This is a genomic window from Planococcus sp. TJ-301 (assembly GCF_058268475.1).
On the sequence record NZ_JBZDOH010000001.1, the window covers coordinates 1,626,568 to 1,648,056 of the forward strand.

At 48.3% G+C, this 21,489-nt stretch carries 21 protein-coding genes; 12 read left to right on the forward strand and 9 right to left on the reverse strand.

What is annotated here, in order from left to right:
* Positions 1–33 precede the first annotated feature (33 nt).
* Positions 34–1,230 carry an alanyl-tRNA editing protein gene (locus AC4EHJ_RS08000; protein ID WP_490975031.1) on the reverse strand — a complete coding sequence of 399 codons (1,197 nt, stop codon included), beginning with the start codon at positions 1,228–1,230 and terminating at the stop codon, positions 34–36.
* 104 nt (positions 1,231–1,334) lie between these two features.
* Here AC4EHJ_RS08000 and AC4EHJ_RS08005 point away from each other — a divergent pair, with 104 nt between their 5' ends.
* Positions 1,335–2,252 carry a diacylglycerol/lipid kinase family protein gene (locus AC4EHJ_RS08005; protein ID WP_490975032.1) on the forward strand — a complete coding sequence of 306 codons (918 nt, stop codon included), beginning with the start codon at positions 1,335–1,337 and terminating at the stop codon, positions 2,250–2,252.
* A 66-nt stretch (positions 2,253–2,318) separates the two neighbouring features.
* Here the strand turns inward: AC4EHJ_RS08005 and AC4EHJ_RS08010 are convergent, their stop codons facing one another.
* Genes AC4EHJ_RS08010 through AC4EHJ_RS08020 form a run of 3 tightly spaced genes read right to left on the reverse strand, consistent with a single transcriptional unit; the run spans position 2,319 to position 6,202 of the window.
* On the reverse strand, positions 2,319–3,512 hold the full coding sequence (locus tag AC4EHJ_RS08010; protein ID WP_490975033.1) for an acyl-CoA dehydrogenase family protein: 1,194 nt from the start codon (positions 3,510–3,512) through the stop codon (positions 2,319–2,321).
* A gap of 25 nt (positions 3,513–3,537) precedes the next feature.
* Positions 3,538–4,701, reverse strand: a complete 1,164-nt coding sequence (locus AC4EHJ_RS08015) for a saccharopine dehydrogenase family protein (protein WP_490975034.1) — start codon at positions 4,699–4,701, stop codon at positions 3,538–3,540.
* A 19-nt stretch (positions 4,702–4,720) separates the two neighbouring features.
* Entirely contained in the window at positions 4,721–6,202 is a 1,482-nt protein-coding gene (locus tag AC4EHJ_RS08020; protein WP_490975035.1) for an aldehyde dehydrogenase family protein, read from the reverse strand.
* A gap of 321 nt (positions 6,203–6,523) precedes the next feature.
* Here AC4EHJ_RS08020 and AC4EHJ_RS08025 point away from each other — a divergent pair, with 321 nt between their 5' ends.
* The 6 genes from AC4EHJ_RS08025 (at position 6,524) to AC4EHJ_RS08050 (ending at position 13,036) form a co-directional block, all read left to right on the forward strand.
* Positions 6,524–7,366, forward strand: coding sequence for a MerR family transcriptional regulator (locus AC4EHJ_RS08025; RefSeq protein ID WP_490975036.1), 843 nt, complete (start codon positions 6,524–6,526; stop codon positions 7,364–7,366).
* A 197-nt stretch (positions 7,367–7,563) separates the two neighbouring features.
* Complete coding sequence (locus AC4EHJ_RS08030; protein WP_490975037.1) at positions 7,564–9,165, forward strand: ATP-binding protein; 1,602 nt, start codon at positions 7,564–7,566, stop codon at positions 9,163–9,165.
* Positions 9,162–9,839 (forward strand): response regulator, encoded by a 678-nt coding sequence (locus tag AC4EHJ_RS08035; RefSeq protein WP_490975038.1) that lies wholly within the window; start codon positions 9,162–9,164, stop codon positions 9,837–9,839. Before AC4EHJ_RS08030 ends, AC4EHJ_RS08035 begins: the two co-directional genes overlap by 4 nt.
* 135 nt (positions 9,840–9,974) lie before the next feature.
* On the forward strand, positions 9,975–10,991 hold the full coding sequence (locus tag AC4EHJ_RS08040) for a Bug family tripartite tricarboxylate transporter substrate binding protein (protein ID WP_490975039.1): 1,017 nt from the start codon (positions 9,975–9,977) through the stop codon (positions 10,989–10,991).
* Positions 10,992–11,041: 50 nt separating this feature from the next.
* Positions 11,042–11,491: a tripartite tricarboxylate transporter TctB family protein gene (locus AC4EHJ_RS08045; protein ID WP_490975040.1), complete on the forward strand. Its 450-nt coding sequence runs from the start codon at positions 11,042–11,044 to the stop codon at positions 11,489–11,491.
* A gap of 18 nt (positions 11,492–11,509) precedes the next feature.
* A complete protein-coding gene (locus AC4EHJ_RS08050; RefSeq protein WP_490975041.1) occupies positions 11,510–13,036 on the forward strand; it encodes a tripartite tricarboxylate transporter permease in 1,527 nt (508 codons plus the stop codon).
* Between the two features lie 38 nt (positions 13,037–13,074).
* Here AC4EHJ_RS08050 and trhO read toward each other — a convergent pair whose 3' ends face one another.
* The 4 genes from trhO to AC4EHJ_RS08070 form a co-directional block, all read right to left on the reverse strand.
* Positions 13,075–14,037 carry an oxygen-dependent tRNA uridine(34) hydroxylase TrhO gene (gene trhO / locus AC4EHJ_RS08055; RefSeq protein WP_490975042.1) on the reverse strand — a complete coding sequence of 321 codons (963 nt, stop codon included), beginning with the start codon at positions 14,035–14,037 and terminating at the stop codon, positions 13,075–13,077.
* A gap of 128 nt (positions 14,038–14,165) precedes the next feature.
* The gene (locus AC4EHJ_RS08060) at positions 14,166–15,116 is read right to left on the reverse strand and encodes a 2-hydroxyacid dehydrogenase (RefSeq protein WP_490975043.1); all 951 of its coding nucleotides are present in this window, start codon (positions 15,114–15,116) and stop codon (positions 14,166–14,168) included.
* A gap of 90 nt (positions 15,117–15,206) precedes the next feature.
* Positions 15,207–15,824 (reverse strand): DedA family protein, encoded by a 618-nt coding sequence (locus AC4EHJ_RS08065; RefSeq protein ID WP_490975044.1) that lies wholly within the window; start codon positions 15,822–15,824, stop codon positions 15,207–15,209.
* A gap of 12 nt (positions 15,825–15,836) precedes the next feature.
* Positions 15,837–16,919 carry a metallophosphoesterase gene (locus AC4EHJ_RS08070; RefSeq protein WP_490975045.1) on the reverse strand — a complete coding sequence of 361 codons (1,083 nt, stop codon included), beginning with the start codon at positions 16,917–16,919 and terminating at the stop codon, positions 15,837–15,839.
* Positions 16,920–17,460: 541 nt separating this feature from the next.
* Between AC4EHJ_RS08070 and AC4EHJ_RS08075 the strand changes: the two genes are divergently transcribed.
* From AC4EHJ_RS08075 to AC4EHJ_RS08095, 5 genes are all read left to right on the forward strand, one after another.
* Positions 17,461–17,802: a lmo0954 family membrane protein gene (locus tag AC4EHJ_RS08075; RefSeq protein WP_490975046.1), complete on the forward strand. Its 342-nt coding sequence runs from the start codon at positions 17,461–17,463 to the stop codon at positions 17,800–17,802.
* Positions 17,803–17,814: 12 nt separating this feature from the next.
* Positions 17,815–18,450 (forward strand): PspA/IM30 family protein, encoded by a 636-nt coding sequence (locus AC4EHJ_RS08080; protein WP_490975047.1) that lies wholly within the window; start codon positions 17,815–17,817, stop codon positions 18,448–18,450.
* Between the two features lie 62 nt (positions 18,451–18,512).
* Positions 18,513–19,205 (forward strand): cell wall-active antibiotics response protein LiaF, encoded by a 693-nt coding sequence (liaF, locus tag AC4EHJ_RS08085; protein ID WP_490975048.1) that lies wholly within the window; start codon positions 18,513–18,515, stop codon positions 19,203–19,205.
* Positions 19,202–20,248 (forward strand): sensor histidine kinase, encoded by a 1,047-nt coding sequence (locus tag AC4EHJ_RS08090; RefSeq protein ID WP_490975049.1) that lies wholly within the window; start codon positions 19,202–19,204, stop codon positions 20,246–20,248. The genes liaF and AC4EHJ_RS08090 overlap by 4 nt, the downstream gene beginning before the upstream one ends.
* Positions 20,223–20,858 carry a response regulator gene (locus AC4EHJ_RS08095; protein ID WP_490975050.1) on the forward strand — a complete coding sequence of 212 codons (636 nt, stop codon included), beginning with the start codon at positions 20,223–20,225 and terminating at the stop codon, positions 20,856–20,858. The genes AC4EHJ_RS08090 and AC4EHJ_RS08095 overlap by 26 nt, the downstream gene beginning before the upstream one ends.
* Positions 20,859–20,923: 65 nt before the next feature.
* Here the strand turns inward: AC4EHJ_RS08095 and AC4EHJ_RS08100 are convergent, their stop codons facing one another.
* Entirely contained in the window at positions 20,924–21,466 is a 543-nt protein-coding gene (locus tag AC4EHJ_RS08100) for a hypothetical protein (RefSeq protein WP_490975051.1), read from the reverse strand.
* Between the last annotated feature and the right edge of the window lie 23 nt (positions 21,467–21,489).

Sequence of the window (21,489 nt, forward strand, 5' to 3'; positions counted from 1 at the left end):
CTTTTCCAATTAGACATTAGCCACAGGAAAAAGTTACAGATTTTCCCGGAACTTTTTTACAGCCTTTTGGAATGTCCCGATAAACTGCTCATTCGCGCAATCCGTGTTCCCACCGCCTTGAACAAATCCTGGATTTCCGCCGCCTTTGCCATCCGTTAATGCCAATAACTCTTCCAGCACTTCCCGCATATCTCCTTGTGCCTCTTCCCCTTTCGCACAGACAAATCGCACGCTTTTGCCTTCTACCGACAAAAGGAGTAAATAAGCCTCTTTTTCACGAGCCGCAACTAAACGCGCCAATTGCTGGAGTTCTTTTACCGGGCGGTTATAAAATATACGTTCTGCAGTTGCCGTATTTGCCGTTGCCTGAATGCCACCGGCTTCGGCTTCCAATAATTTTGAACGTGTGTCTTTTAATTCTTTTTCGATTCCCGTCTTTTCTTCAAGCAGCGCATCAGCCGCAGCCGGCAAATCCTTCAACGGGGAATTTAGCTGGCGCACCAGTTCATCAGTGGTTTCAATCAACAGGTTGAAATGGCTGAATGCCCGGCCACCGCATAAAAAATAAACCCGTGTTCCGCCTTTCGCCTTCTCCACAGTAATGATTTTGATGACGCCAATGTCAGCGGTATTTTTAGGATGGGTGCCTCCACAGGCATTTAGGTCGACCCCTTCAATTTTTACGAGCCGAATGTCCCCTTCCACCACAGGCGGTTTTCTTAACGGCAGAGATTTCGCCTGCTCACCGGACACCCATTCTGTCGTAATCGGCAGATGGCGGCGAATGACTCTATTGGCCGCAGCTTCCGCAGCCGCCAGAACTTCCGGTGGAATTTCAGCGGCGTCCAAATCAATGGACACCCGCTCCACACCAAGATGAAAGCTTGTCGTATGCAAATTAAACTTGTCAGCAAACACGGCACTCAGTACGTGCTGGCCAGCATGCTGCTGCATATGGTCAAAGCGCCTATTCCAGTCGAGCTGCGCCGGATATTCCCCGTTGCCGAGCGGCATATTCGTGTAATGCCGGATTTCCTCTTGAAAAGTTTGAACGTCCAGTACTGCAGCCTCGCCAATAAAGCCGGTGTCTGCAGGCTGTCCGCCGCCTTCCGGATAGAATATCGTTTGGTTTGTTAGTATGTATTGCCCTTTTTTGTCCTGTCCCGATCCAATCACTTCCACTTTGGCCAGCGCAATTTCCGGGTCGCCATAATACATTTTCAATGTCATTATCGTTCCTTCTTTCCGCTTTTTCAGTATGCAGCCCTCTGTTGTTTAGGGATCTCCGTTTAGTGGAAATAAATAATTACAAGAGAATTTAGGAGGTAGCAAGCATGCCGAGATTTGAACGTTCCATATTATTGTATAACGGCGCGGCTGGAGCGGCAACGACCGACACGGTAATCCCTTTGACTGTTCCGGCTCTCGCGCGGGCGTCAAAGCATCTTGAGCTGATCCAAACTGCGTCACCAGAAGAATTCGAAGCTGCATGCCGCAATTCCTGCAACAACGCCGATGCGCTTTTTGTTGCAGGAGGAGACGGCACCGTACACATTGCGGTACAAGTGCTTTCCACCATGGATGCTCCTCCAGTGCTCGGAATCCTTCCAAGCGGAACGTGCAATGATTTTGCCCGGACGCTGGAGATTCCATTGTTGCTTGACCAAGCGGCAGAAGCTTTGGCCGCTGGAGATATTCAGGACATCGACACGGCACAAGTCAACGATCGGATTTTCCTTAATTTCGCCGGACTCGGATTGATTACGGATACGTCATTGAACATCGACCCTGCGTTAAAAGAACGCTACGGCAAATTAAGTTATTTCATGAGCGCTTTGCAAACCATGCGCCAATCGATCCCTTTTCCAATCCATTTGGAAATCGATGGCGTGCAATCCTTGGAAGAAGGAGTCGCTGCGTTGATTATGAACGGAAAATCCATCGGCACCCATATGCTTCCGATGGATTCGATTAGCCCTTCTGACGGCCTGCTTGATGTCTTCATTGTCCAATCATCGACGATTACCGCGATCCGGGAATGGTTTTCACTCGCTAAACCTGACGTGACGCCCGACGAATTGGAACACATAACCCATTTCCAAGGACAGCACATCAAAATATGGACAGATGAAGAAAAAGAAGTCGACACGGATGGAGAAATCTACTTGAAGACTCCACTTGACATTCAAATCCAGCCGAAGAAACTCAAAATGCTGGTGCCAAAAACCGCATTTGACAGTATTCCTGAATAATCCCCCAGCCAGAAAAAAGAGCCGCAAGCAACTGTCATGGAAAAATGACAGTGCTGACGGCTTTTTTTATTCTTCAAATGGCCATTGCGGCAGCATGTGATTCAATTTCTTATCCTGGCGGTTGCCGAGCACATAATCCGCTTGCATGAGCGTATGGATTTCACGCGTTCCTTCATAAATGACCGGTGCTTTCGAGTTCCGCAAGAAGCGGGCAACCGGATATTCATCCGTATAGCCGTAAGCGCCGTGGATCTGGACAGCATCATCTGCCGCTTTATTGGCAAAATCGCAAGCCTGCCATTTCGCTAGAGACGTTTCCCGCGTGTTGCGCTTCCCTTGGTTTTTCATCTCGCCCGCCCGGTATACGAGCAGCCTGCTCATTTGATAACCCGCTTCCATATTGGCAAGCATCTGCTGGACAAGCTGGTGTTCGCCAATCGGTTTGCCGAATGTCGAGCGGGAATGGCAATACTTGACGCTTTCTTCTATACACGCCATCAGCAAACCACATGCACCCGCAGCAACGGTAAAGCGGCCGTTATCAAGTGCAGACATGGCGATTTTAAAGCCCTCGCCTTCTTGCCCTAATAGATTTTCCACCGGCACCCGCAAATCATCAAAGAATAATTCGCCGGTATTGCCCGAGCGGATGCCGTACTTTCCTTTTAGCGCTTTTGAAGAAAACCCTTCCCAAGTCCGCTCGACGATAAATGCACTGATTCCTTTATGCTTTTTCTCTTTGTCGGTATAAGCGAAAATGATAAAATGGTCTGCAACGTCGCATAACGAAATCCAGGTTTTCTGGCCATTCAAAATATAATGCTCGCCGTCCCTCACCGCTGTCGAAGCCAAAGCTACGACATCTGAGCCTGCGCCCGGTTCTGTCAGGCCGAATGCTCCAATTTTTTCACCTTTTGCTTGGGGAACGAGGTATTGCTGTTTCTGCTGCTCGGTCCCCCATTGCAAAAGGGACATCGAATTGAGGCCCGTATGGACGGAAACCGCTGTCCGGAAAGCCGTGTCTCCTCTTTCTAATTCTTCACAAATAATCGCCAACGAATTATAATCCATTCCGCTGCCGCCGTATTTTTCAGGTATGCATACACCCATTAGGCCCATATCTTTCAGCCGGATCCAGATGGCCGGATCAAAAGCTCCGGCCGCATCCCATCCGGCTATATGCGGAATGATTTCTTCATCGACAAAGTGCCTGACTGTTTTCCGAAGCAGCTGATGTTCTTGAGTGAATTCGAAATCCATAGCCGTTCCCCCCCTGTGCCGTTTTTTAATTCTGATACGCGGAACGATGCACTGTTTCTTTGATGAGAACTCCGCGCTTCGCCATTTCCGCAATGTATTCATCGCCTGGCACGATCAATTCAGGCGGATAAGAACCTCGCTTATCGATGAGGCCGCTGCCAATCATCTGCGCCACAACTGAAATCGTATAAGCAGTCGCCCGCGCCATAGCGGTCACACCCGCATCTTCCCGAACTGTAATCATATTGTATTCATAGGTCAGCCCTTCACCTTCTTTGGTACCCGAAACCAAGACGCGCAACAAAACAGCATCCTGTTTATCGCCAAGTTCAGTGAGCGGCTTCAGCACTTCACGCAAAACGTCGCGCGGCTTCACGGCTAGCCCGTTCACCTTAACCGTTTTTTCGCGATCCGTGAATCCAAGGTCGACAAGGATTTGAAACTTTTCGGCATGCCCTTTATAGCGAACCGTTTTATACTCTAATGTATCAACGTCACTGAACGTGTCGATAAGCGTTGATGTTCCGCCAGATGTATGGAAGGCTTCAAGTTCCACGAAATTCTCGAATTGTACAAATTCGATTTCCGACAGCGAAGCGACTTCCTGTTCACGCCCTTCGCGGATGACAACCGACGGGTCCGTATAATGATCGAATACGCCCTCCAATGAAAAAACATGATTGTACATTAAAGGCGGTTCGGGTTTCACCGGTATTCCGCCAACAAAAATCCGGATTTCATGGACTTGATCCAACTTTTCGGCTCCATGGCCAACCAATATATTCATCATGCCCGGAGCCACGCCCAAATCTGGAATGAGTGTCACGCCCCGCTGCTCCGCTTGTTCGTGCATCGACAAAACAGCGTCGGTAGCTCCGCCGATATGGCCGCCAAGGTCCACCGAATGGACTCCGCATTGCATAGCAAGGCGGGCCACTTTTTCGTTGAATGTATAAAACAATGCGTTGATGACAACGTCAGCCTGAGCCATGATATCCAAGAGCTGCTGGTCGTCATGAGCATCTAAATAATGCACCTCGATTTTATCGCTGCCTAGCTGTTGTTTGAACAGCTCAGCCTGCGCTGGATGAAGATCCGCCAGAAACACTTTTTCCACCTCGCTGTTGGCAGCCAAGTCCCCTGCCGCTTGCTTACCCATCAATCCTGCACCCAATACCGCGATTTTCATGCCGACGCCTCCTCTTTAATCAGATTTCGTTGTCGATTTGCGCACGCTGCAGCTTGCCGCTGAAATCAACATACACGCTCTTCCACTCTGTAAAGACGTCAAGCGCCGCAACCCCTGAATCGCGATGGCCGTTGCCGGTCCCTTTTGTCCCCCCAAATGGCAAATGGATTTCTGCCCCTGTGGTCCCAGCATTGATGTAAACGATTCCCGTATCCAAATCTCTTTGCGCTTTGAATGCACGGTTGACATCACTCGTGTAAATTGAGCTTGATAATCCGTAAATCACGCCATTATTCACTTCAATTGCTTCTTCAAAGCTCGATACTTCTATGATTGACACGACAGGGCCGAAAATTTCCTCCTGGGCAATCCGCATATCCGGCAGTACATCCGTAAACACTGTCGGAGCGTAATAGTTGCCTTTGTCTAGCGGTGCTCCACTCAAAACTTCACCGCCAATCAGCAATGCAGCGCCTTCCTGCTGGCCTACCTCCACATAGGAATGGATTTTTTCCAAAGCTTTTTTATTGATGACCGGACCAACTTTAACCGTTTCATCCAAGCCATCCCCGATCGTTAAGATTTTCACTTTTTCAAGCAGCCGTCTTTGCAGTTCCTCTTTGATGTCCTTATGGACAATAACACGGCTGCAAGCCGTGCAGCGCTGGCCGGCTGTTCCGTATGCGCTCCATAAGATTCCTTCGACTGCAAGATCCAGATCCGCATCATCCATGACGATCACTGCATTCTTGCCGCCCATTTCCAATGACACTTTCTTCAAGTTACGTCCTCCAGCTTCAGCCACTTTGCGGCCGGTTTCCGTTGAACCTGTAAACGAAATCACTTTGATATCCGGATGTTCGATCATCGCTGTGCCCACTTCAGCACCAGAGCCGAATACAATATTCGCCACCCCTGGAGGCAATCCCGCCGCCTCGAAGATTTTAGCCATTTCAAAAGCCATCATCGGCGTTTCCGTAGCCGGCTTCCAGAGAAACGCATTGCCCGCTACAATGGCCGGAAACGACTTCCATGTTGCAATCGCCACGGGGAAGTTCCAGGGAGTGATCAATCCGACAACCCCAATCGGAGAGCGGACGCTCATCGCAAATTTGTCTGCCAGTTCAGAGGGTGTCGTTTCACCGAACATGCGACGTCCTTCACCAGCCATATAAAAAGCCATGTCTATGCCTTCCTGCACCTCTCCGCGCGCTTCTTCGATGACTTTGCCCATCTCCTTGGTCAGTACTTGCGCCAACCGTTCTTTATCTTCTTTCATCAACCTTCCAATTTCATATAAATAATCCGCTCGTTTCGGAGCCGGAACTTTCGCCCATTTCTTCTGCGCTGTTTTTGCCGCTCGAGCCGCTGCATCGACATCAGCCGTTGTAGACATTTGGACTTGAGCCAATTGTTCGCCCGTAGCTGGATTCGTTACTGGAGTAAAATTTGAATTAGCCGCTTCCTGCCACTCGCCGTTCACGTAATTCGTCAACTTCATTTTCCATTCCTCCTTGGCACGCCATTTTTGAAACTGCTCTCATGGTTATTATTTCACACGGATTTTGAAACTACCAGCTTTTATGAGAAATATTAGAATTTTCTTTCTACGATAATATACAGCTTATATAATGCCACTTGGTTGGCGAAACATCCAAAAGTAAAAATAACCCCATTCAAGATTTATTAAGATAATAGACCTGAATTAGAAAGTGCGTTCCCCTGAATGCTTGTGTAGTTTGTGCCATTTAAAAGAAATTCTCCATATTCTATTGACACTGACGGTTCGTCATAGTCTAATCAGTAATTAGAGGTGATAGTCATGTACAAAGTACAGGAAGTGGCAAAAATTGCAGGAGTCAGTGTTCGCACGCTCCACCATTATGACAGCATCGGGCTGCTCAAGCCCTCAAATATCGGTTCCAACCGTTACCGTTATTATAACGACGAAGATTTGAAGCTGCTGCAGCATATCCTATTTTTCAAAGAACTTGGATTCTCTTTGAAAAAAATACAGGAAATTGTTGCTCTTGGATTTGATGCGAATTTCGCGTTGGCGCAGCACATCGAGTTTTTACGCCTGAAAAAAGAGCGTATGGAAGCATTGATTGAAAGCGCTGAAATGACGCTTCTGGAAAACGCGGGCGCGGAAACACTTTCCAATGAAGAACGTTTTGCAGCTTTCGCTGACAAGAAGAACGGGGACGATATCTCAAAATATAAAATGGAGATTCCAGAACTCTTGGAAGATGAAGTGTCTGAAGAAAGGTTTGAAGCTGCAGAAGAAGCGGAATTGCTTGTGAATATGGCAGTGATCGACGAAGCTGCTGCTATTGAAGAGCCTGTACATATTGAAACGGCAAAACCGGAAAAAGAAGAAGAAGACTTGGATGAGATCAACCTTGAAGGAAACCGGATTTACAATGCAGTCGCAGCATTGATGCATCTGCCGCCGTACGCGGAAGAAGTGCAGATTGAAATGAAGGCGTATTACACGCTTTTGAACCGTTTTTACGATTGCACGCCAAGAATGTTTCGCGGCCTTGCAGATTTATACGCGTCTGACAGCCGCTTCGCGAACAATATCGATCAGCATGGAAAAGGCCTTTCAACTTACTTGAAGGAAGCCATGTACGAGTACGCGGCTGCATTACAGGATGCGTGAACTCATCGGCCCCTGCAGCAATTGTGGAAAAGACATCTATTGCCTTGATGGCTTTTTGGACGGCGTCTATATAGACGGTGAGCTCTTTTGTTTTGACTGCTCGGAAGAAGAGGAGGAAATGGCACAAAAGTAGACACTTTTGTGCCATTTCTTTTCCGTTCTTTTAAATTCAGAATTTTATTTCATCTTTTATAGAAATGAGTGGCGTGTTCATGTCTCTTCAGAAAAGAATATTTTTATACGGCGCTTTGTTCATTTCCGCCATTATGGTGCTGGCTGGCGGCCTATTTTACGTCACCATATCTGGCGCCATTGAAGAACAGGTCGGCCAGCGGGCGTTGGATATTGCCGTCACTTCAGCCGAGCGCCCCGATATTATAGAAGGGTTCAAAGCGGACGACCCGGTGGCGTCCATCCAACCGATTGCTGAAAAAATCCGCACCCAAACCGGCGCCGAATATGTGGTCGTCGGCAATACTGAAAGCATCCGCTATTCTCATCCCATTGTCGGAAGGCTCGGACAAAAGATGATCGGTGACGACAACGAAAAAGCTTTACAGGACGGCATTGCTTATATTTCCGAGGCAACAGGTTCCCTGGGACCAGCCCTGCGAGGAAAAGCACCCATTTTTGACCAAGACGGCACCATCATCGGCGTCATTTCAGTCGGGTTCTTAAAGACGGATATGGCTGGAACGTTCCATGCCTATCTGGATTCCATCAGCAGCATCGTCGTGGCGGCGGCTGTCATCGGCGCCTTCGGTTCGATGCTGCTTGCGCGCAGCATCAAGAAAACCTTATTCGGCCTTGAACCTGCTGAAATCGCTAACCTGTACAATGAACGGAACGCGGTAATTGAATCGGTCCGGGAAGGCATCATCATGGTGAACAAGTCGGGCGAAATCACCATGGCGAACGCTTCAGCGCATGACATGTTAGAGCTGCCTGAAGACATGAGCCTGCTGGGTATCCCCATCGAAGACATTTTGCCGAACACGATGCTTCCTCAAGTGTTCCAAACGGGCGAATCCCAATTCGATCGCCCCATGACAATACGCGGCAAGAAAACGATCGTCAATCGCATCCCCATCAGTTTTGATGATGAAATCGTCGGGGCCGTCTCCAGTTTCCGACTGCAAGCGGATATTGAAGGGCTGCGGAGTGAATTGTCACAAGTCACACAATATGCTGAAGCTTTGCGCGCTCAGACACATGAACACCAGAATTTCCTTTACACGATATCCGGCCTGATTCAGCTTAACTCGCTCGAAGAAGCGATGCAGCTAATCCATCACGAAACTGAAGAACAGCAATCACTTGTCCAGTTCGTGACGCAACGGCTCCAAGACCCATTTTTAGGCGGTTTGGTCATTGGCTTGTTCAATCGCGCGCGTGAATTGAAAGTGAAAATGCTGCTCGATGAAGAAAGCTATATGAAAGGGCTGCCCCCTCACCTCGAAAAAAGTTTGTTTGTCTCGATACTCGGCAATTTAATTGTTAATGCATTCGAAGCGGTCGAGCACTTGCCGGAAAGCGAACGTACGGTGCGCCTGTTAATAGTGGACAATGGCAGCGAAATTCTCTTGGAAGTTGAAGATTCGGGTCCGGGTCTTAAGCCGGAACTCATGCCTTTGCTGTTCAAAGAGCGCGTCTCCACTAAACAAGGCGGCGACCGCGGCTATGGTATGGTCAAAGTTTACGAAAGCGTCCGCGACCTCCAAGGGGAGATCGCTATCGAAGCTGGCGATTTAGGCGGTTCGTTATTCATTATTTCGATAAAATCGGAGGAACTAGCATGATTGAGATTCTAATCATTGAAGACGATAAACGCATTGCCGACATCCACAGACGCTTCATCGAAAAGATGGAAGGTTTCCAAGTGGTCGGCTCTGCCCATAACGGAGCGGAAGCCAAGGATTGGATTCAAGCGCTTCAGCCTCAACTGATTTTGCTCGATGTCCATTTGCCAGACATGAAAGGAACGGAATTATTGCCTTTCATCCAGCAGGAAAGCACCGACTCGGATATCATTTTCATCACAGCGGCTTCTGAGACGGACATCGTGAAAAAAGCGTTCCGCGCAGGCGTCGCCGATTATATCCTCAAACCGCTGACTTTTGCACGATTTGAAGAAAGCCTGGTTGCCTATAAGGAAAAAAGACGGTCATTGGAAAAGGCCGGTTCGCTGGACGAGGAGTCTATCCAGAAATTATGGAATTTGAACCGCAGTGCCTCGAGCGAACCTTTTGCTACACCGAAAGGCATCGATCCGAATACCATGGCCCGCATCAAAGAACGTTTGGCAATGGCTGAGCTGGGAATGACTGCGGAAGAAATGGGCGCCGCGTGCGGCATGAGCCGGTCTACTGCCCGCCGTTATCTGGAACACCTGGTATCTGAACGGCTGGCAGTGGCAGAATTGCTTTATGGCACAATCGGCCGGCCAGAGCGCCGCTACTTTCCGCAGCCGTGAACTTTATGCACAAAAATGATTAATTGAACAATATCCCTCTTATTTCCACAAACGATCAATTGAATAAAAGTTCTGATAAATTAAAGACAGCGCATGAAAGCGCTGTCTTTTACTATTTCAAAGGGGATGATTAATATGTTGAAAAAAATGATTTCTGTTTCATTAGCCGGTGTCTTGGCTTTAAGTTTGGCAGCCTGTTCTTCCGGAGGAGAAACGCAAGGAGCGGGTGAATCAGCGAATTATCCAGAACGTGGAATGTCCATTGTTGCCCCTTCGGGAGCTGGCGGCGGGTGGGATTTGACAGCGCGGTCCATTGCTAAAACCATGAACAATACAAAATTGATCGAAGAGTCGATCACGGTTGAAAACAAACCAGGCGGCGGCGGTGCAGTATTTATGGCGGAATACGCCACTAAAGAAGTGGACAACGATTATATGCTGATGGTGAAATCTCCGCCAATTTTGATCAACAACAATAAAGCTGAAGGAAACAGCCCTTATGGCTATAAAGATACAACTCCACTGGCGCAATTGACGCGTGATTACGGCGCAATCGTCGTCAGAGCCGATTCAGAATTCAATACGCTCGAAGATTTGCTGGAAGCAATCAAAGCAGACCCAACTTCCATCACATTGGCCGGCGGTTCAGCTCCAGGTTCGATGGACCACCTAGTTGGCATCCTTCCTGCTTTCGAATACGGTATTGATCCAAAGTCAGTAAAATACGTATCGTATGATGGAGGCGGCGAAGCGGTAGCATCTTTGCTCGGCAATAACGCAGATGTCATTGCAACGGATGCTTCGACGATTGCTGAATACGTTCGCTCTGGTGATGTGAAAGTTCTGGCAGTAAGTTCTCCTGAACCTCTTGAAGGCGAGTTGAGCGATGTCCCTACTTTTAAAGACGCTGGAATTGATGCAGAATTCACAATCTGGCGCGGAATTTTCGGACCTAAGAATATGTCAGATGGCGCAGTTGACTATTGGTCAACGAAATTGAAAGAGATGTCCGAAACGGAAGAATGGAAAAAAGAATTAGAGCAGAACGGCTGGCAGCCTGAGTACAAAGATGCCGCTGGTTTTGAAGAATACTTGAAAACACAAGAACAAGTGATTGTTGAACTGTTGACGGCGCTTGAGATGCAAAAATAATGAAGGAGCGGCTTCGGCCGCTTTCTTGATTTTGAAAGGAGTAGAAGGCAATGAGTAAAACGTTTGACCGCTTTGCAGGAATCGCTTTTTTGCTGATTGGGCTGCTGTTCGTACTGGAAAGCCGAAAAATATCCGAAAGCTCGTACGGCTCAGAAGTCGGACCAGATATCTTCCCTATTGGCTTGGGCATCCTTTTGATCCTGTTGAGTGCACGGTTGATTTATGAAACTTTCCGCTACCAGGTGATACAAGGAGAAATGGAAAAAGTCCAGTATGGCAAGTTTATTGTGCTGTTTGTCAGCGCAGTGCTTTATGCAGCACTTCTTGAACCTCTGGGATATGTCATCACGACTTTCCTGTTCTTGTTAATCGCATTTCAGACGATGGAGCGCGGCAAATGGATTCAAACCCTTGTCATCGCCAGCATTTTTTCTTTCGGAGTCTATTATTTGTTCGCTGAATTCCTAGGCGGTTCCTTGCCAGGGTTTCCGGTATTCTAACTTGAAAGGCGGAGAATTATGAGTACATTACAATTTCTTATGGATGGATTCGGTGTCGCTTTTCAATGGCAGAACATCCTCTTTGCATTTGTCGGCGTATTGATCGGAACAGCGGTCGGGGTGCTTCCGGGCATCGGCCCTATGAGCGGCGTTGCGCTCCTGATTCCGGTCACAGCCACATTAACTGCTGGCCTTCCCCCTGAAGCGGCCGCCGCCAGCTCCATCATTTTATTGGCCGGCGTATACTATGGGGCAATGTATGGCGGTTCGACAACCTCCATCTTACTGAACACTCCTGGAGAATCCTCTTCAGTCGTCACTACGCTCGACGGCTACCAGATGGCGCGGCAAGGGCGGGCGGGTGCAGCATTGTCCATTGCTGCCATCGGTTCGTTCGCCGCAGGCATAATTTCACTGATCGGCCTTGTGCTGCTGGCAAAACCGTTATCGAATATCGCACTGCAATTCGGGCCAGCCGAATATTTCTCGTTGATGCTTCTCGGTCTTGCTGCGGTTAGCGGACTTGCCGGAAAATCAATGACAAAAGCGCTGATGATGACAGTCTTCGGCCTTATGCTCGGGACCATCGGCATCGATGCCGTTTCAGGCATTGCGCGCTTCACTTACGATTTGCCGATTTTGTATTCAGGTCTTGAATTTTTGACGATTGCTGTCGGGTTATTCGCTTTAGGGGAAGTATTCAAAACAGTCCTTGAACGTGATCACGAAGAAGGCGCAATTGCAAAAATCGGCCGCATTTTGCCGACAAAGCAAGATTTAAAAGACAGTACCGTACCGATATTGCGCGGTTCGTTCCTGGGTTTCTTCATCGGCGTTCTGCCTGGAGCCGGCGCTACATTGGCTTCGTTCTTCTCTTACATCACAGAAAAGAAATTCAGCAAAACTCCTGAAAAATTCGGCACTGGCGCAATTGCCGGTGTAGCGGGTCCGGAATCCGCAAATAATGCAGCTTCTGGCGGCGCATTGATCCCCTTGCTGACACTCGGCATTCCAGGATCAGGTACAACCGCTATCCTCATGGGTGCATTGATCATGTACAATATCCAGCCAGGCCCATTACTTTTTGATGATCACCCAGAAGTAGCGTGGGGATTAATCGCCAGCATGTTTGTCGGGAACTTGATGCTGTTGGTGCTGAATATGCCATTGGTCAAAGTATTTGCTAAGATTATTCAAACACCGAAGAAATACTTGTTGCCGATCATCATCGCCATCTCTTTCTTCGGCGTCTACGCAGTGCAATACACGACATTCGATTTGTACCTATTGCTTGCTTGCGGCTTGCTTGGCTATCTGCTCGTGCGGAATGATTTCCCAGTCGCTCCATTGGTATTGGCATTAGTGCTTGGTCCAATGATCGAAAACAATATGCGCCGCGCACTGACTATCTCGAACGGCGACTTCTCTATTTTCGCGACCAAGCCGATCTCGCTTGTGCTCTTGATCGTCGCTGCCGCTTGGCTGCTCGTGCCGCTGTTGTTGAAATTCAAAGGCCGCGCCATTATTGTCAATGAAGAAGATTGAACAGAAAAAGCCGTCCCGAGGGGCGGCTTTTTCTGTTTTTACACTTCAGTTGTTGTTTTCAATGCGTTCAGGCGCTCCTGGACTTGTGCTCCATCCAAGCCGTGCTCAAACGCATAGCGGTTGCGCGGATGTTCGCGGCATTCATCAGAACATGAACGCATATACTTATGCTCGTTTTCTTCTGATGCAAGGATTTTCGCGTTGCATTCAGGGTTAGCACAGTTTACATAGCGCTCACAAGGTTCGCCTGTAAAATGGTCTTTGCCGACGATGACGTGTTCCTTTTGGTTTACCGGTACGGCGATGCGCTCATCAAAAACGTAGAGCTGGCCATCCCAAAGTTCCCCTTGCACTTCAGGATCTTTGCCGTAAGTGGCAATCCCGCCGTGCAATTGTGAAACATCTTCAAAGCCTTCTTTTTTCAGCCAGCCAGAAAATTTCTCACAGCGGATTCCGCCTGTGCAATACGTCAAAATTTTCTTACCTTCGAAGATTTCTTTGTTGTCGCGTACCCATTCAGGCAAATCGCGGAAGTTTTCAATATCCGGCCTTACCGCACCGCGGAAATGGCCAAGATCAAATTCATAATCATTGCGTGCATCAAGAACGATTGTATCTTCTTCTTGCATCTGTTTGTAGAATTCAGAAGGCTCCAGGTATTTCCCGGTCAATTCGTTCGGGTTGATATCATCTTCCAAGCCCAAATGGACAATCTCTTGTTTCGCGCGCACATGCATTTTTCTGAAGGCATGGCGGTCAGTCGCGTCAATTTTGAATGGCATATCCGCAAAGCGCTCGTCTTGTTTCATCAATTCTACATAAGCATCAGTTTGCTCGACCGTACCTGAACACGTGCCGTTAATGCCTTCATGTGAAACAAGGATGCGGCCTTTCAAACCGATTTCCTTGCACGCAGCCAAATGCTCTGCAGCAAATACTGTTGGATCTTCGATTTCTACGTACTTATAGTACAGTAGAACATTGTGTGTATGATTTTGCATGAATCATTACCACCCTACTCTTTTCAATTTGTTCTCTTCACCGGAACGGCGTTAAAAACCTAGACTATTTTATAATAAATTCCGGCAAACTTCAACTTTCTCATAATTGAAAACAGCATCATAAGATGTTAACAGACCCGGTTTTCCACCGATTTGCCTTCAAGGCATGCAGCAATTGCTTGGGCATTCATTTCCATCATCGCCAAGCGCGTTTGGACGGTAGCGCTGCCGATATGCGGCAGCACAGTCAAGTTCGGCAATGACAACAGAGAATGATCAAGCGGCAGCGGCTCTGTTTCAAAGACGTCGAGGCCGGCACCCCAGATTTTTTTCGCTTTGAGCGCTTCGTATAAAGCTTTTTCATCAACAATGCCGCCTCGCGCAACATTGATGAGGCAAGCGGTTTCTTTCATAAGAGACAATTCACGTTCCCCGATCATGCCTTGTGTTTCTTGAGTCAGCGGCGTCAGAATGACGACATAATCCGATTGCTGCAGCAAGTCGTCAAGCTGAGCATATTTGACGTCTTCAAAGCTGCGGCGGGTCCGGTTATGATACAACACCTTCATGCCGAAGCCCTGAGCCCGTCTCGCAACCGCTTCGCCGATGCGCCCCATGCCGATGATGCCCAGCGTCGCTCCTCCGACGTTGCGTCCCGCCATTCCCATCGGGGACCACGACTTCCAGTCTCCAGAACGCACGGACTCTTCCGCTTTGATAATGCGCCGGGCAGTTGCCAGCAATAACGCAAATGTAAGATCCGCTGTGCTTTCTGTCAAGACATCGGGCGTATTCGTCACCATGACACCTCGCTCGTGGGCGGCGTGGATATCGATATTATTATAGCCAACTGCCAGATTCGAAACGATTTTTAAATTCGGTGCGGCTTCCAGCAATTCGCGGTCCACCTTATCGGACAGCATCGTCCATAAAGCGTGCGCTTCCTTTGCCTGCTTCAAGATTTCTTCCCGCGGCGCCGGCGCTTTCTCATCGTGCCACATGCGCACTTCGTAAGATTCATGCAAGCCGGCGACAGCCTCGTCCGGCAATTTCTGTGTGATAAAAATGATAGGTTTCATTTGGACCCTCCGTCTCTTTATTATCAAACAATTATATCAATTTAAAAAACTGCTGGCAATTGCCGGCAGTTTTTGGAAATTCTATTTTGTTTAATCCATCGGCCGGCTGCGAATCTTTTTCACGTAAAACCATACTGCCGCTAGTGCAACGATTACGATCAAAGCATATACCACATTGGAATAAATATCGAACTGCTCCATAATAGCTGCCCGGTTCACCCCTACTGCTTCGCCAATAAAAACGAGGACAGTATTCCATAGCAAAGTTCCCAGTGTCGTGAATGTGATGAACAGCCAAAATTTCGTATTTGCCATGCCTGCAGGAATCGAAATCAAGCTCCGGATAAGCGGAACCAGCCGCGCGAAAAAGATGGTCCAGATGCCATAGCGGTCGAACCAGGCATCTGCCCGGTAGATATCCGCCCGCTTGACACGCAAGACGCGGCCATATTTATCAACGATTTTCTCCAACCGCTCAACATCCAGCAGCAAACCAAGGCCATACAAGACAACCGCACCGCTTACTGATCCCGCCGTCGAAGCCAAAATCACTCCTGGAATTGTCATATTCGTAGAGGTTGTCATAAAGCCCCCCACTGTCAAAATGACTTCCGAGGGGATAGGCGGGAAAACGTTTTCCAACATAATAAGAAAAAATATTCCAAAATAACCGTAATCAGACATAATGTCTATAATCCATTGTTCCATTTGCTGTCTCCTTTACTGCTCTTTCCCGAACTTCATTTTTACCGACCATAATTCTGATCGGCTGCCAATCCGGATCGGTGGCCCCCAGAATCCGAATCCTGACGACACGAGAAAATGGGTTTTCTCGATCAAACGGTGGCCGTAATCCAACTCAAAGACTTTTTTAGTGATCCAGCTATTTGGCCACATCTGCCCTTTATGGGTATGGCCCGATATATGAAAATCAGCTCCAAGTCGAACCGGCATTTTTAAATCAGAAGGCGTATGGTCCATGACGATCCAAGGCAGGCCTTTTTCAGGCGCAAGCTTCTCGAGTGGATGCCGTTCGCCATTTGTCCGGTCTTCCCGTCCTGTTAAATAGAAACGCTCCGCGACCAAAATAGTTTCATCGCGCAGAATCCGAACGCCGGAGTCTTCCATCACTTTGACGAGGAGCGGAATTTTACGTCCGTAATATTCATGATTTCCAAGAACACCGTATACTCCAAGCAGAGCTGTCAAGCGCTCCATTTCCTCCTGCATCCCGTAACGCGCATACCACACCGGATCATCATCGACCAGATCTCCTGCTAAAAATACGGCATCCGGCTTAAGATTGTTGGCCCTATCAACAAATCGCTTCAGATGCCGTTTGCCTGACAGCACGCCCAAGTGAAAATCCGAACCCACGACAATATGCAATGGTTCTGCCGGCACATCGCCCACTGTTATCTCCAATTCACGAATGGTCGGACTATAAGCCAAATAAGAACCGACCAGTAAAATCAACAACATCGCCGCCGCGACGGCATTGCCGATATAAAATGCTTCACGCGGCCAATCCACCAAAACGCTCACCAAATTGGCAACGGGGAACAACACAATTGCATATTGTAAAAAGGCAAACCAATAAGAGCCGATAATGGTAAATGCCAACCAGTTATGGCCGATGCGGCCGATGAAAAAACTGAAGGCAATGATCGTCCAAATGCCAGCGAACAGCCACGGTTTCACTGAAATCCATAAGGCGATCCATAAATATGTGTTCCATCCCAAATAACTGATCAGTGCCAAGTAAATGCCGAACGCACCTGCAATGGCGGCAAACTGTTTCATACAATATTTCCTCTTTTCCTGCTATATAAATTGAATTAAAGAATTAGTATAAATATACCGCTTCTGCGCTTTGGACAGAGCAAAGATTATGCTCCTGCGCAAGCTCGTCGCAAAGGAAATGGTCCAAATTCCATTTGGCCATCTCCTTGGCTCCCTCAATAAGCCGCGAAAACCACTCGTCTCATTGCTTCGCCCAGTCCGAAGGCGCGCCGGCGCTGAGAGAAGTCTCTGGAGATATGGAGCAAAACAGTTGCGACTCCTGCGGAATAGCGAGACTCCCGAGACCCCGCAGGGAGCCTAGCGACCGAGGAGGCTTGGGAGCGAGCCCGCGGAAAGCGCAGCTGTTTTGCGGAATATCCGCTATTATTGATTATTAGTTCAACTTATATATATCTAAAAAACATTATAGCACTTACTCCCAAAACTACCTTCCCGAACGCCACTACGCCGCAAGCCCTAGTTAAAGATGCAGTCAAGGTCCGTATTCCAAAAGCCGTGCGCTTGGTAACATGAAGATAGAAATTGAGAGGAGGAAATAACAATGAATAAGTTTTGGATGATCACACTCGGCATTATCGCCGGAATCATCGTCTTGTCGAACCTGGGAGCAATTGTCGGGCTCGCTGTGTCAGCGTTGATCATGTACGCAGGTATCCATTATTACCTGAGAAGCATTTCCCTCGCTGCTAAAATTTGGTGGGGCGTCGTCGCTGCCGCCGGTGCAATCTCAGCAATCTCAAATGTCCCAGCTTTGCTCGGCGTGGCTGCAGCAGCCGGCCTGTGGATGATTTACCGCAATTGGAACGGACGTCCCGTTTCGTTTCAAGACGCAAAAGACCCTTTTACGAACTTTGAAAGCCAATGGCAGAAATTAAACAAATAAGGAGGAATCGGCATGACAACTTTATGGGAACGCTTGAAATTCGCTGTAGCCACTGACGTGGATATGGTGATGACAAAGAAGGAAGAAAAAAATCCACTAGCTGCTTTGAACCGCTTTATTGCGGAAGCCCAAAAACAGACGGAAACGACAGGCAAATGGGTGGAACGCCAAGCTCAGCTGACAGCTAAACTGGAGCAGGAGCTATCGGAAGCGTCTGCGATGGCTGAAAAACGACAAATGCAGCTTGGGTTGGCAAAAGCTTCAGGTGAAAGCGATTTGTCACGATTTGCTGAACTGGAAGTCGCAGCCTATTCGAATCGTGTCAGGGAATTGGAACAAAGCCTTGCTGAAAATCTTGAGGAAATCACTCGCCTAGAGCAGCGATTCGAGGAGATGCAGCATAAAGTGAAAGATATGAAATTGCGGCAGCTGCAATTGATGGGGAAAGAGAATGCGGCACGCGCGCATTATCAAATGGACAAAGTCTTAGCTTCCGGCTTCGAAACAGAAAGTTTGGGATCAGGAAACATGTCCGCATTTATTAACGGCCTGGGAAGCGAAGCGGAAGAGGTGCAACAACGCTCAACAATGGAACACCGCTTGGAATCGCTCGAAAAAAACAGCGCACAGCAAAAAGAAATTGGGTAAACTAGAGTGAGAAGAAGGTTTCCTTCTTCTCGCTTTTCCGCTGCAAAGAAGGAGGAAAAACCATGATGAACCACTGGACCACCAATAAAAAAGCACTGATTTTATGGTGCGCCTTATTGCTCATTTTTATAGAAGTTGCCTTTTTTGGAAATGGCAGCGTATTTTTGGTTCTTCTTGGCATTGGAATCTTGTATTACGCCATGAGTAAAGCGCCAGAGTCCCGCAAAGCTTATGTTTGGACTGCTGTCATCTTGATCGGCATTGCGGTGCTGTCGATGTGGAGTTTGAGGCTGATCGTTTTTGCGGTTGCCATCTATTTGCTGATCCGCCTATGGAAAGGCGAAGAGTGGGAGCAGCAGCTGCCGATTGGCGGCGGCGACAAAGGCCCCTTCCAAAATAAATTTTTCGCTGCCCAGCAAACGCCGATTGAAGCATATGAATGGAAAGATATACACATCCAAGGGATTGCCGGTGATTTACTCATTGACGCAACCCAGACGGTGCTGCCGAAACAAACCTCATTAATTTCCATTCGCCAAGGGTTCGGTAAAGTGAGAATCATTGTACCTTATGAAGTTCCGGTGCGCGTCTACTACTCTACCCTCTTAGGGGACGCACGTTTTTTCAACGCTGAAAAAGAACGCATTTGGAATAGTTCGCTTCATGTCGAGGATGGCTATCCCGCTGACGGCAAAGTTGAAATGATCATTGCAATCACGACATGGATGGGGGATGTCGAGGTGATTCGCCGATGAGACAGATCCTGCCGCGCAGCCTTTTCTTCATGGCCTTGTTCGCTTTTATCGTTTTCTGTATCCTGGCAGTGCTGCTGGGGCTTCCGACTTTCGCCTCGTGGTCCGTGCTGTGGGAGGATTTCGTTGCCGGATTGCCGTTCGGCATTTGGCTGCTCGTGTTGGTGCTTGCGCTGTCAATCGGCATTGCTTGGTGGTCAGAATCAATGTCCCGCGCAAAAGTGCAGGATATCGAGGAAATTTTTCAGGCTTTGTTGCGCAACGAAGACCACACTGTCATTGAAGCTGCCCATATGAAATCGCTGCCGGCCAATTTGGCTTCTTCTATTTTAAAACTCCAGAAATTGCTGGAATCTCAGCGCAGAAGCTTGGCGCGCATTTCCAATGAACGCGCGGAAACCCAGGACAAAGTGATTCAGGAACGCCTAATCATGGAACGCCAGCGGCTGGCGCGCGAATTGCATGATTCAGTGTCTCAGCAATTATTTGCTGCATCTATGCTGCTGTCTTCAATGACAGAGCGTGAACATGCCGCACCAGCTCTGCTGCAGACGGAAAAAATGGTTCAGCAAGCACAACTGGAGATGCGCGCCTTGCTGCTCCATCTCCGCCCTGCTGCGCTCCACAATAAAACCTTGCGCCAAGGATTGGCTGAACTGATCGCCGAACTAAAGGAAAAAGTCTATTTCGATATCGATTCCAAATTGGAGGAAGTTCTCTTGCCAAAAGGCGCGGAAGACCATCTCTTCCGCATCGCCCAAGAAACTCTTTCGAATACACTGCGCCATTCGAAAGCCACCGAAGTCCATATCCTTTTTGTCGAACGGGACAATTTCGCCATTTTGCGCATCCAAGATAATGGCGTAGGTTTTGAAAGCCATCAATCAAAATCCACTTCATATGGCTTGAAGCATATTGAAGAACGGGCCATTGAAATCGGCGCCGTCAGCAAAATCGTTTCCGTGCCTTCCGAGGGCACTATCGTTGAAGTGAAAGTCCCTATTGAAAGGAAGGTTTCTGATGATCCGAATCTTATTAGCCGATGACCATGAGATGGTCCGAATTGGTGTTTCCGCCTATCTCCAATCGCAGCCGGATATGGAAGTTGCCGGCGAGGCGGCAAATGGTGAAGAAGCTGTGAAGATGGCGCTCGAATTGCGGCCGGATGTTATTTTGATGGACATGGTTATGCCCATCATGAACGGGGCGGAAGCGACCGACGCCATCATCACCCTTTGGCCGGAAGCGAAAATCATGATTGTCACCAGCTTTCCAGATGATGATAAAGTTTACCCTGCATTGAAAGCCGGGGCGGTAAGCTATATTCTGAAAACGTCCAAAGCATCTCGCATTGCAGAATCTATCCGCGCTACGATGAACGGTACACCTGTCCTTGAGCCGGAAGTGATGGCCAAGATGATGAAGCAGATGCGCCGCAGCCATGTTCCTCATGAAGATCTGACAGACCGCGAAATGGAGATCCTGCTGCTGATTGCATCGGGCTACAGCAACCAGGAAATTGCGGATGAGTTATTCATCGCGCTGAAAACGGTCAAGACACATGTCAGTAATCTTTTGGCTAAACTCGAAGTCCATGACCGCACTCAAGCGGCTATCTATGCGTTTCAACATCGCCTCATCTCCCCTCCGCAATGAGGGGTTATTTTTTTCCATCAAAAAAAGGCTGGAAGCTCATGCTTCCAGCCTTTTTCAAATTCCTTTCAAGACGGCACTACGATGTAATAGACGCTCGCTAAAAACAAGAACGCAAGGAATGCCGCCCAATACGCTTTTTTATTAGTAAAGTTCTGTGTCGTTTTCAAGATTTTTGCACTGACAAAATACATCCATACAATACCCGCCAGCAGCAAGACGATGACTACAGGTCCGCCTTCTCCCCAGCCTGCCAAATAGGGTACGCAGAGCAGACCCGGCAGCATTGCGACAGGCGAGGCAAGATTGATCTCCCTGAAAAGTGCCTTGCCGCCGAACCCTTTCGCCCCCGCCCATAACAGCAGCGCCAGGCCGATTTTCGTGATGACTGCCGATAACAAGCCAAAAAGAATGAATATCAGCGGTACAAGGAAATTTTGCAGCACGGGCGAATCGAAGTTCGCTATGTATGAGGCATTCGACGCGATTGAAATCGCGCCGTAGCCTACTCCGGTAACCAGCAAAATAAGATTGCTGATCACCTTGATATTCGGTGAGTTTAAAAATGCCCCAAAATATGTTTCATTCAACGCCACCATATTCCTGACCATTTTAATCACTCCTTTTTCCATAT

Coding starts and splice junctions, on each gene's coding strand:
- liaF (WP_490975048.1), top strand. CDS start 18,513: ATGATGAACCACTGGACCACCAATAAAAAAGCACTGATTTTATGGTGC.
- AC4EHJ_RS08095 (WP_490975050.1), top strand. CDS start 20,223: ATGATCCGAATCTTATTAGCCGATGACCATGAGATGGTCCGAATTGGT.
- AC4EHJ_RS08025 (WP_490975036.1), top strand. CDS start 6,524: ATGTACAAAGTACAGGAAGTGGCAAAAATTGCAGGAGTCAGTGTTCGC.
- AC4EHJ_RS08020 (WP_490975035.1), bottom strand. CDS start 6,202: ATGAAGTTGACGAATTACGTGAACGGCGAGTGGCAGGAAGCGGCTAAT.
- AC4EHJ_RS08015 (WP_490975034.1), bottom strand. CDS start 4,701: ATGAAAATCGCGGTATTGGGTGCAGGATTGATGGGTAAGCAAGCGGCA.
- AC4EHJ_RS08065 (WP_490975044.1), bottom strand. CDS start 15,824: ATGGAACAATGGATTATAGACATTATGTCTGATTACGGTTATTTTGGA.
- trhO (WP_490975042.1), bottom strand. CDS start 14,037: ATGCAAAATCATACACACAATGTTCTACTGTACTATAAGTACGTAGAA.
- AC4EHJ_RS08090 (WP_490975049.1), top strand. CDS start 19,202: ATGAGACAGATCCTGCCGCGCAGCCTTTTCTTCATGGCCTTGTTCGCT.
- AC4EHJ_RS08080 (WP_490975047.1), top strand. CDS start 17,815: ATGACAACTTTATGGGAACGCTTGAAATTCGCTGTAGCCACTGACGTG.
- AC4EHJ_RS08000 (WP_490975031.1), bottom strand. CDS start 1,230: ATGACATTGAAAATGTATTATGGCGACCCGGAAATTGCGCTGGCCAAA.
- AC4EHJ_RS08045 (WP_490975040.1), top strand. CDS start 11,042: ATGAGTAAAACGTTTGACCGCTTTGCAGGAATCGCTTTTTTGCTGATT.
- AC4EHJ_RS08005 (WP_490975032.1), top strand. CDS start 1,335: ATGCCGAGATTTGAACGTTCCATATTATTGTATAACGGCGCGGCTGGA.
- AC4EHJ_RS08050 (WP_490975041.1), top strand. CDS start 11,510: ATGAGTACATTACAATTTCTTATGGATGGATTCGGTGTCGCTTTTCAA.
- AC4EHJ_RS08030 (WP_490975037.1), top strand. CDS start 7,564: ATGAGTGGCGTGTTCATGTCTCTTCAGAAAAGAATATTTTTATACGGC.
- AC4EHJ_RS08075 (WP_490975046.1), top strand. CDS start 17,461: ATGAATAAGTTTTGGATGATCACACTCGGCATTATCGCCGGAATCATC.
- AC4EHJ_RS08060 (WP_490975043.1), bottom strand. CDS start 15,116: ATGAAACCTATCATTTTTATCACACAGAAATTGCCGGACGAGGCTGTC.
- AC4EHJ_RS08010 (WP_490975033.1), bottom strand. CDS start 3,512: ATGGATTTCGAATTCACTCAAGAACATCAGCTGCTTCGGAAAACAGTC.
- AC4EHJ_RS08040 (WP_490975039.1), top strand. CDS start 9,975: ATGTTGAAAAAAATGATTTCTGTTTCATTAGCCGGTGTCTTGGCTTTA.
- AC4EHJ_RS08070 (WP_490975045.1), bottom strand. CDS start 16,919: ATGAAACAGTTTGCCGCCATTGCAGGTGCGTTCGGCATTTACTTGGCA.
- AC4EHJ_RS08100 (WP_490975051.1), bottom strand. CDS start 21,466: ATGGTCAGGAATATGGTGGCGTTGAATGAAACATATTTTGGGGCATTT.
- AC4EHJ_RS08035 (WP_490975038.1), top strand. CDS start 9,162: ATGATTGAGATTCTAATCATTGAAGACGATAAACGCATTGCCGACATC.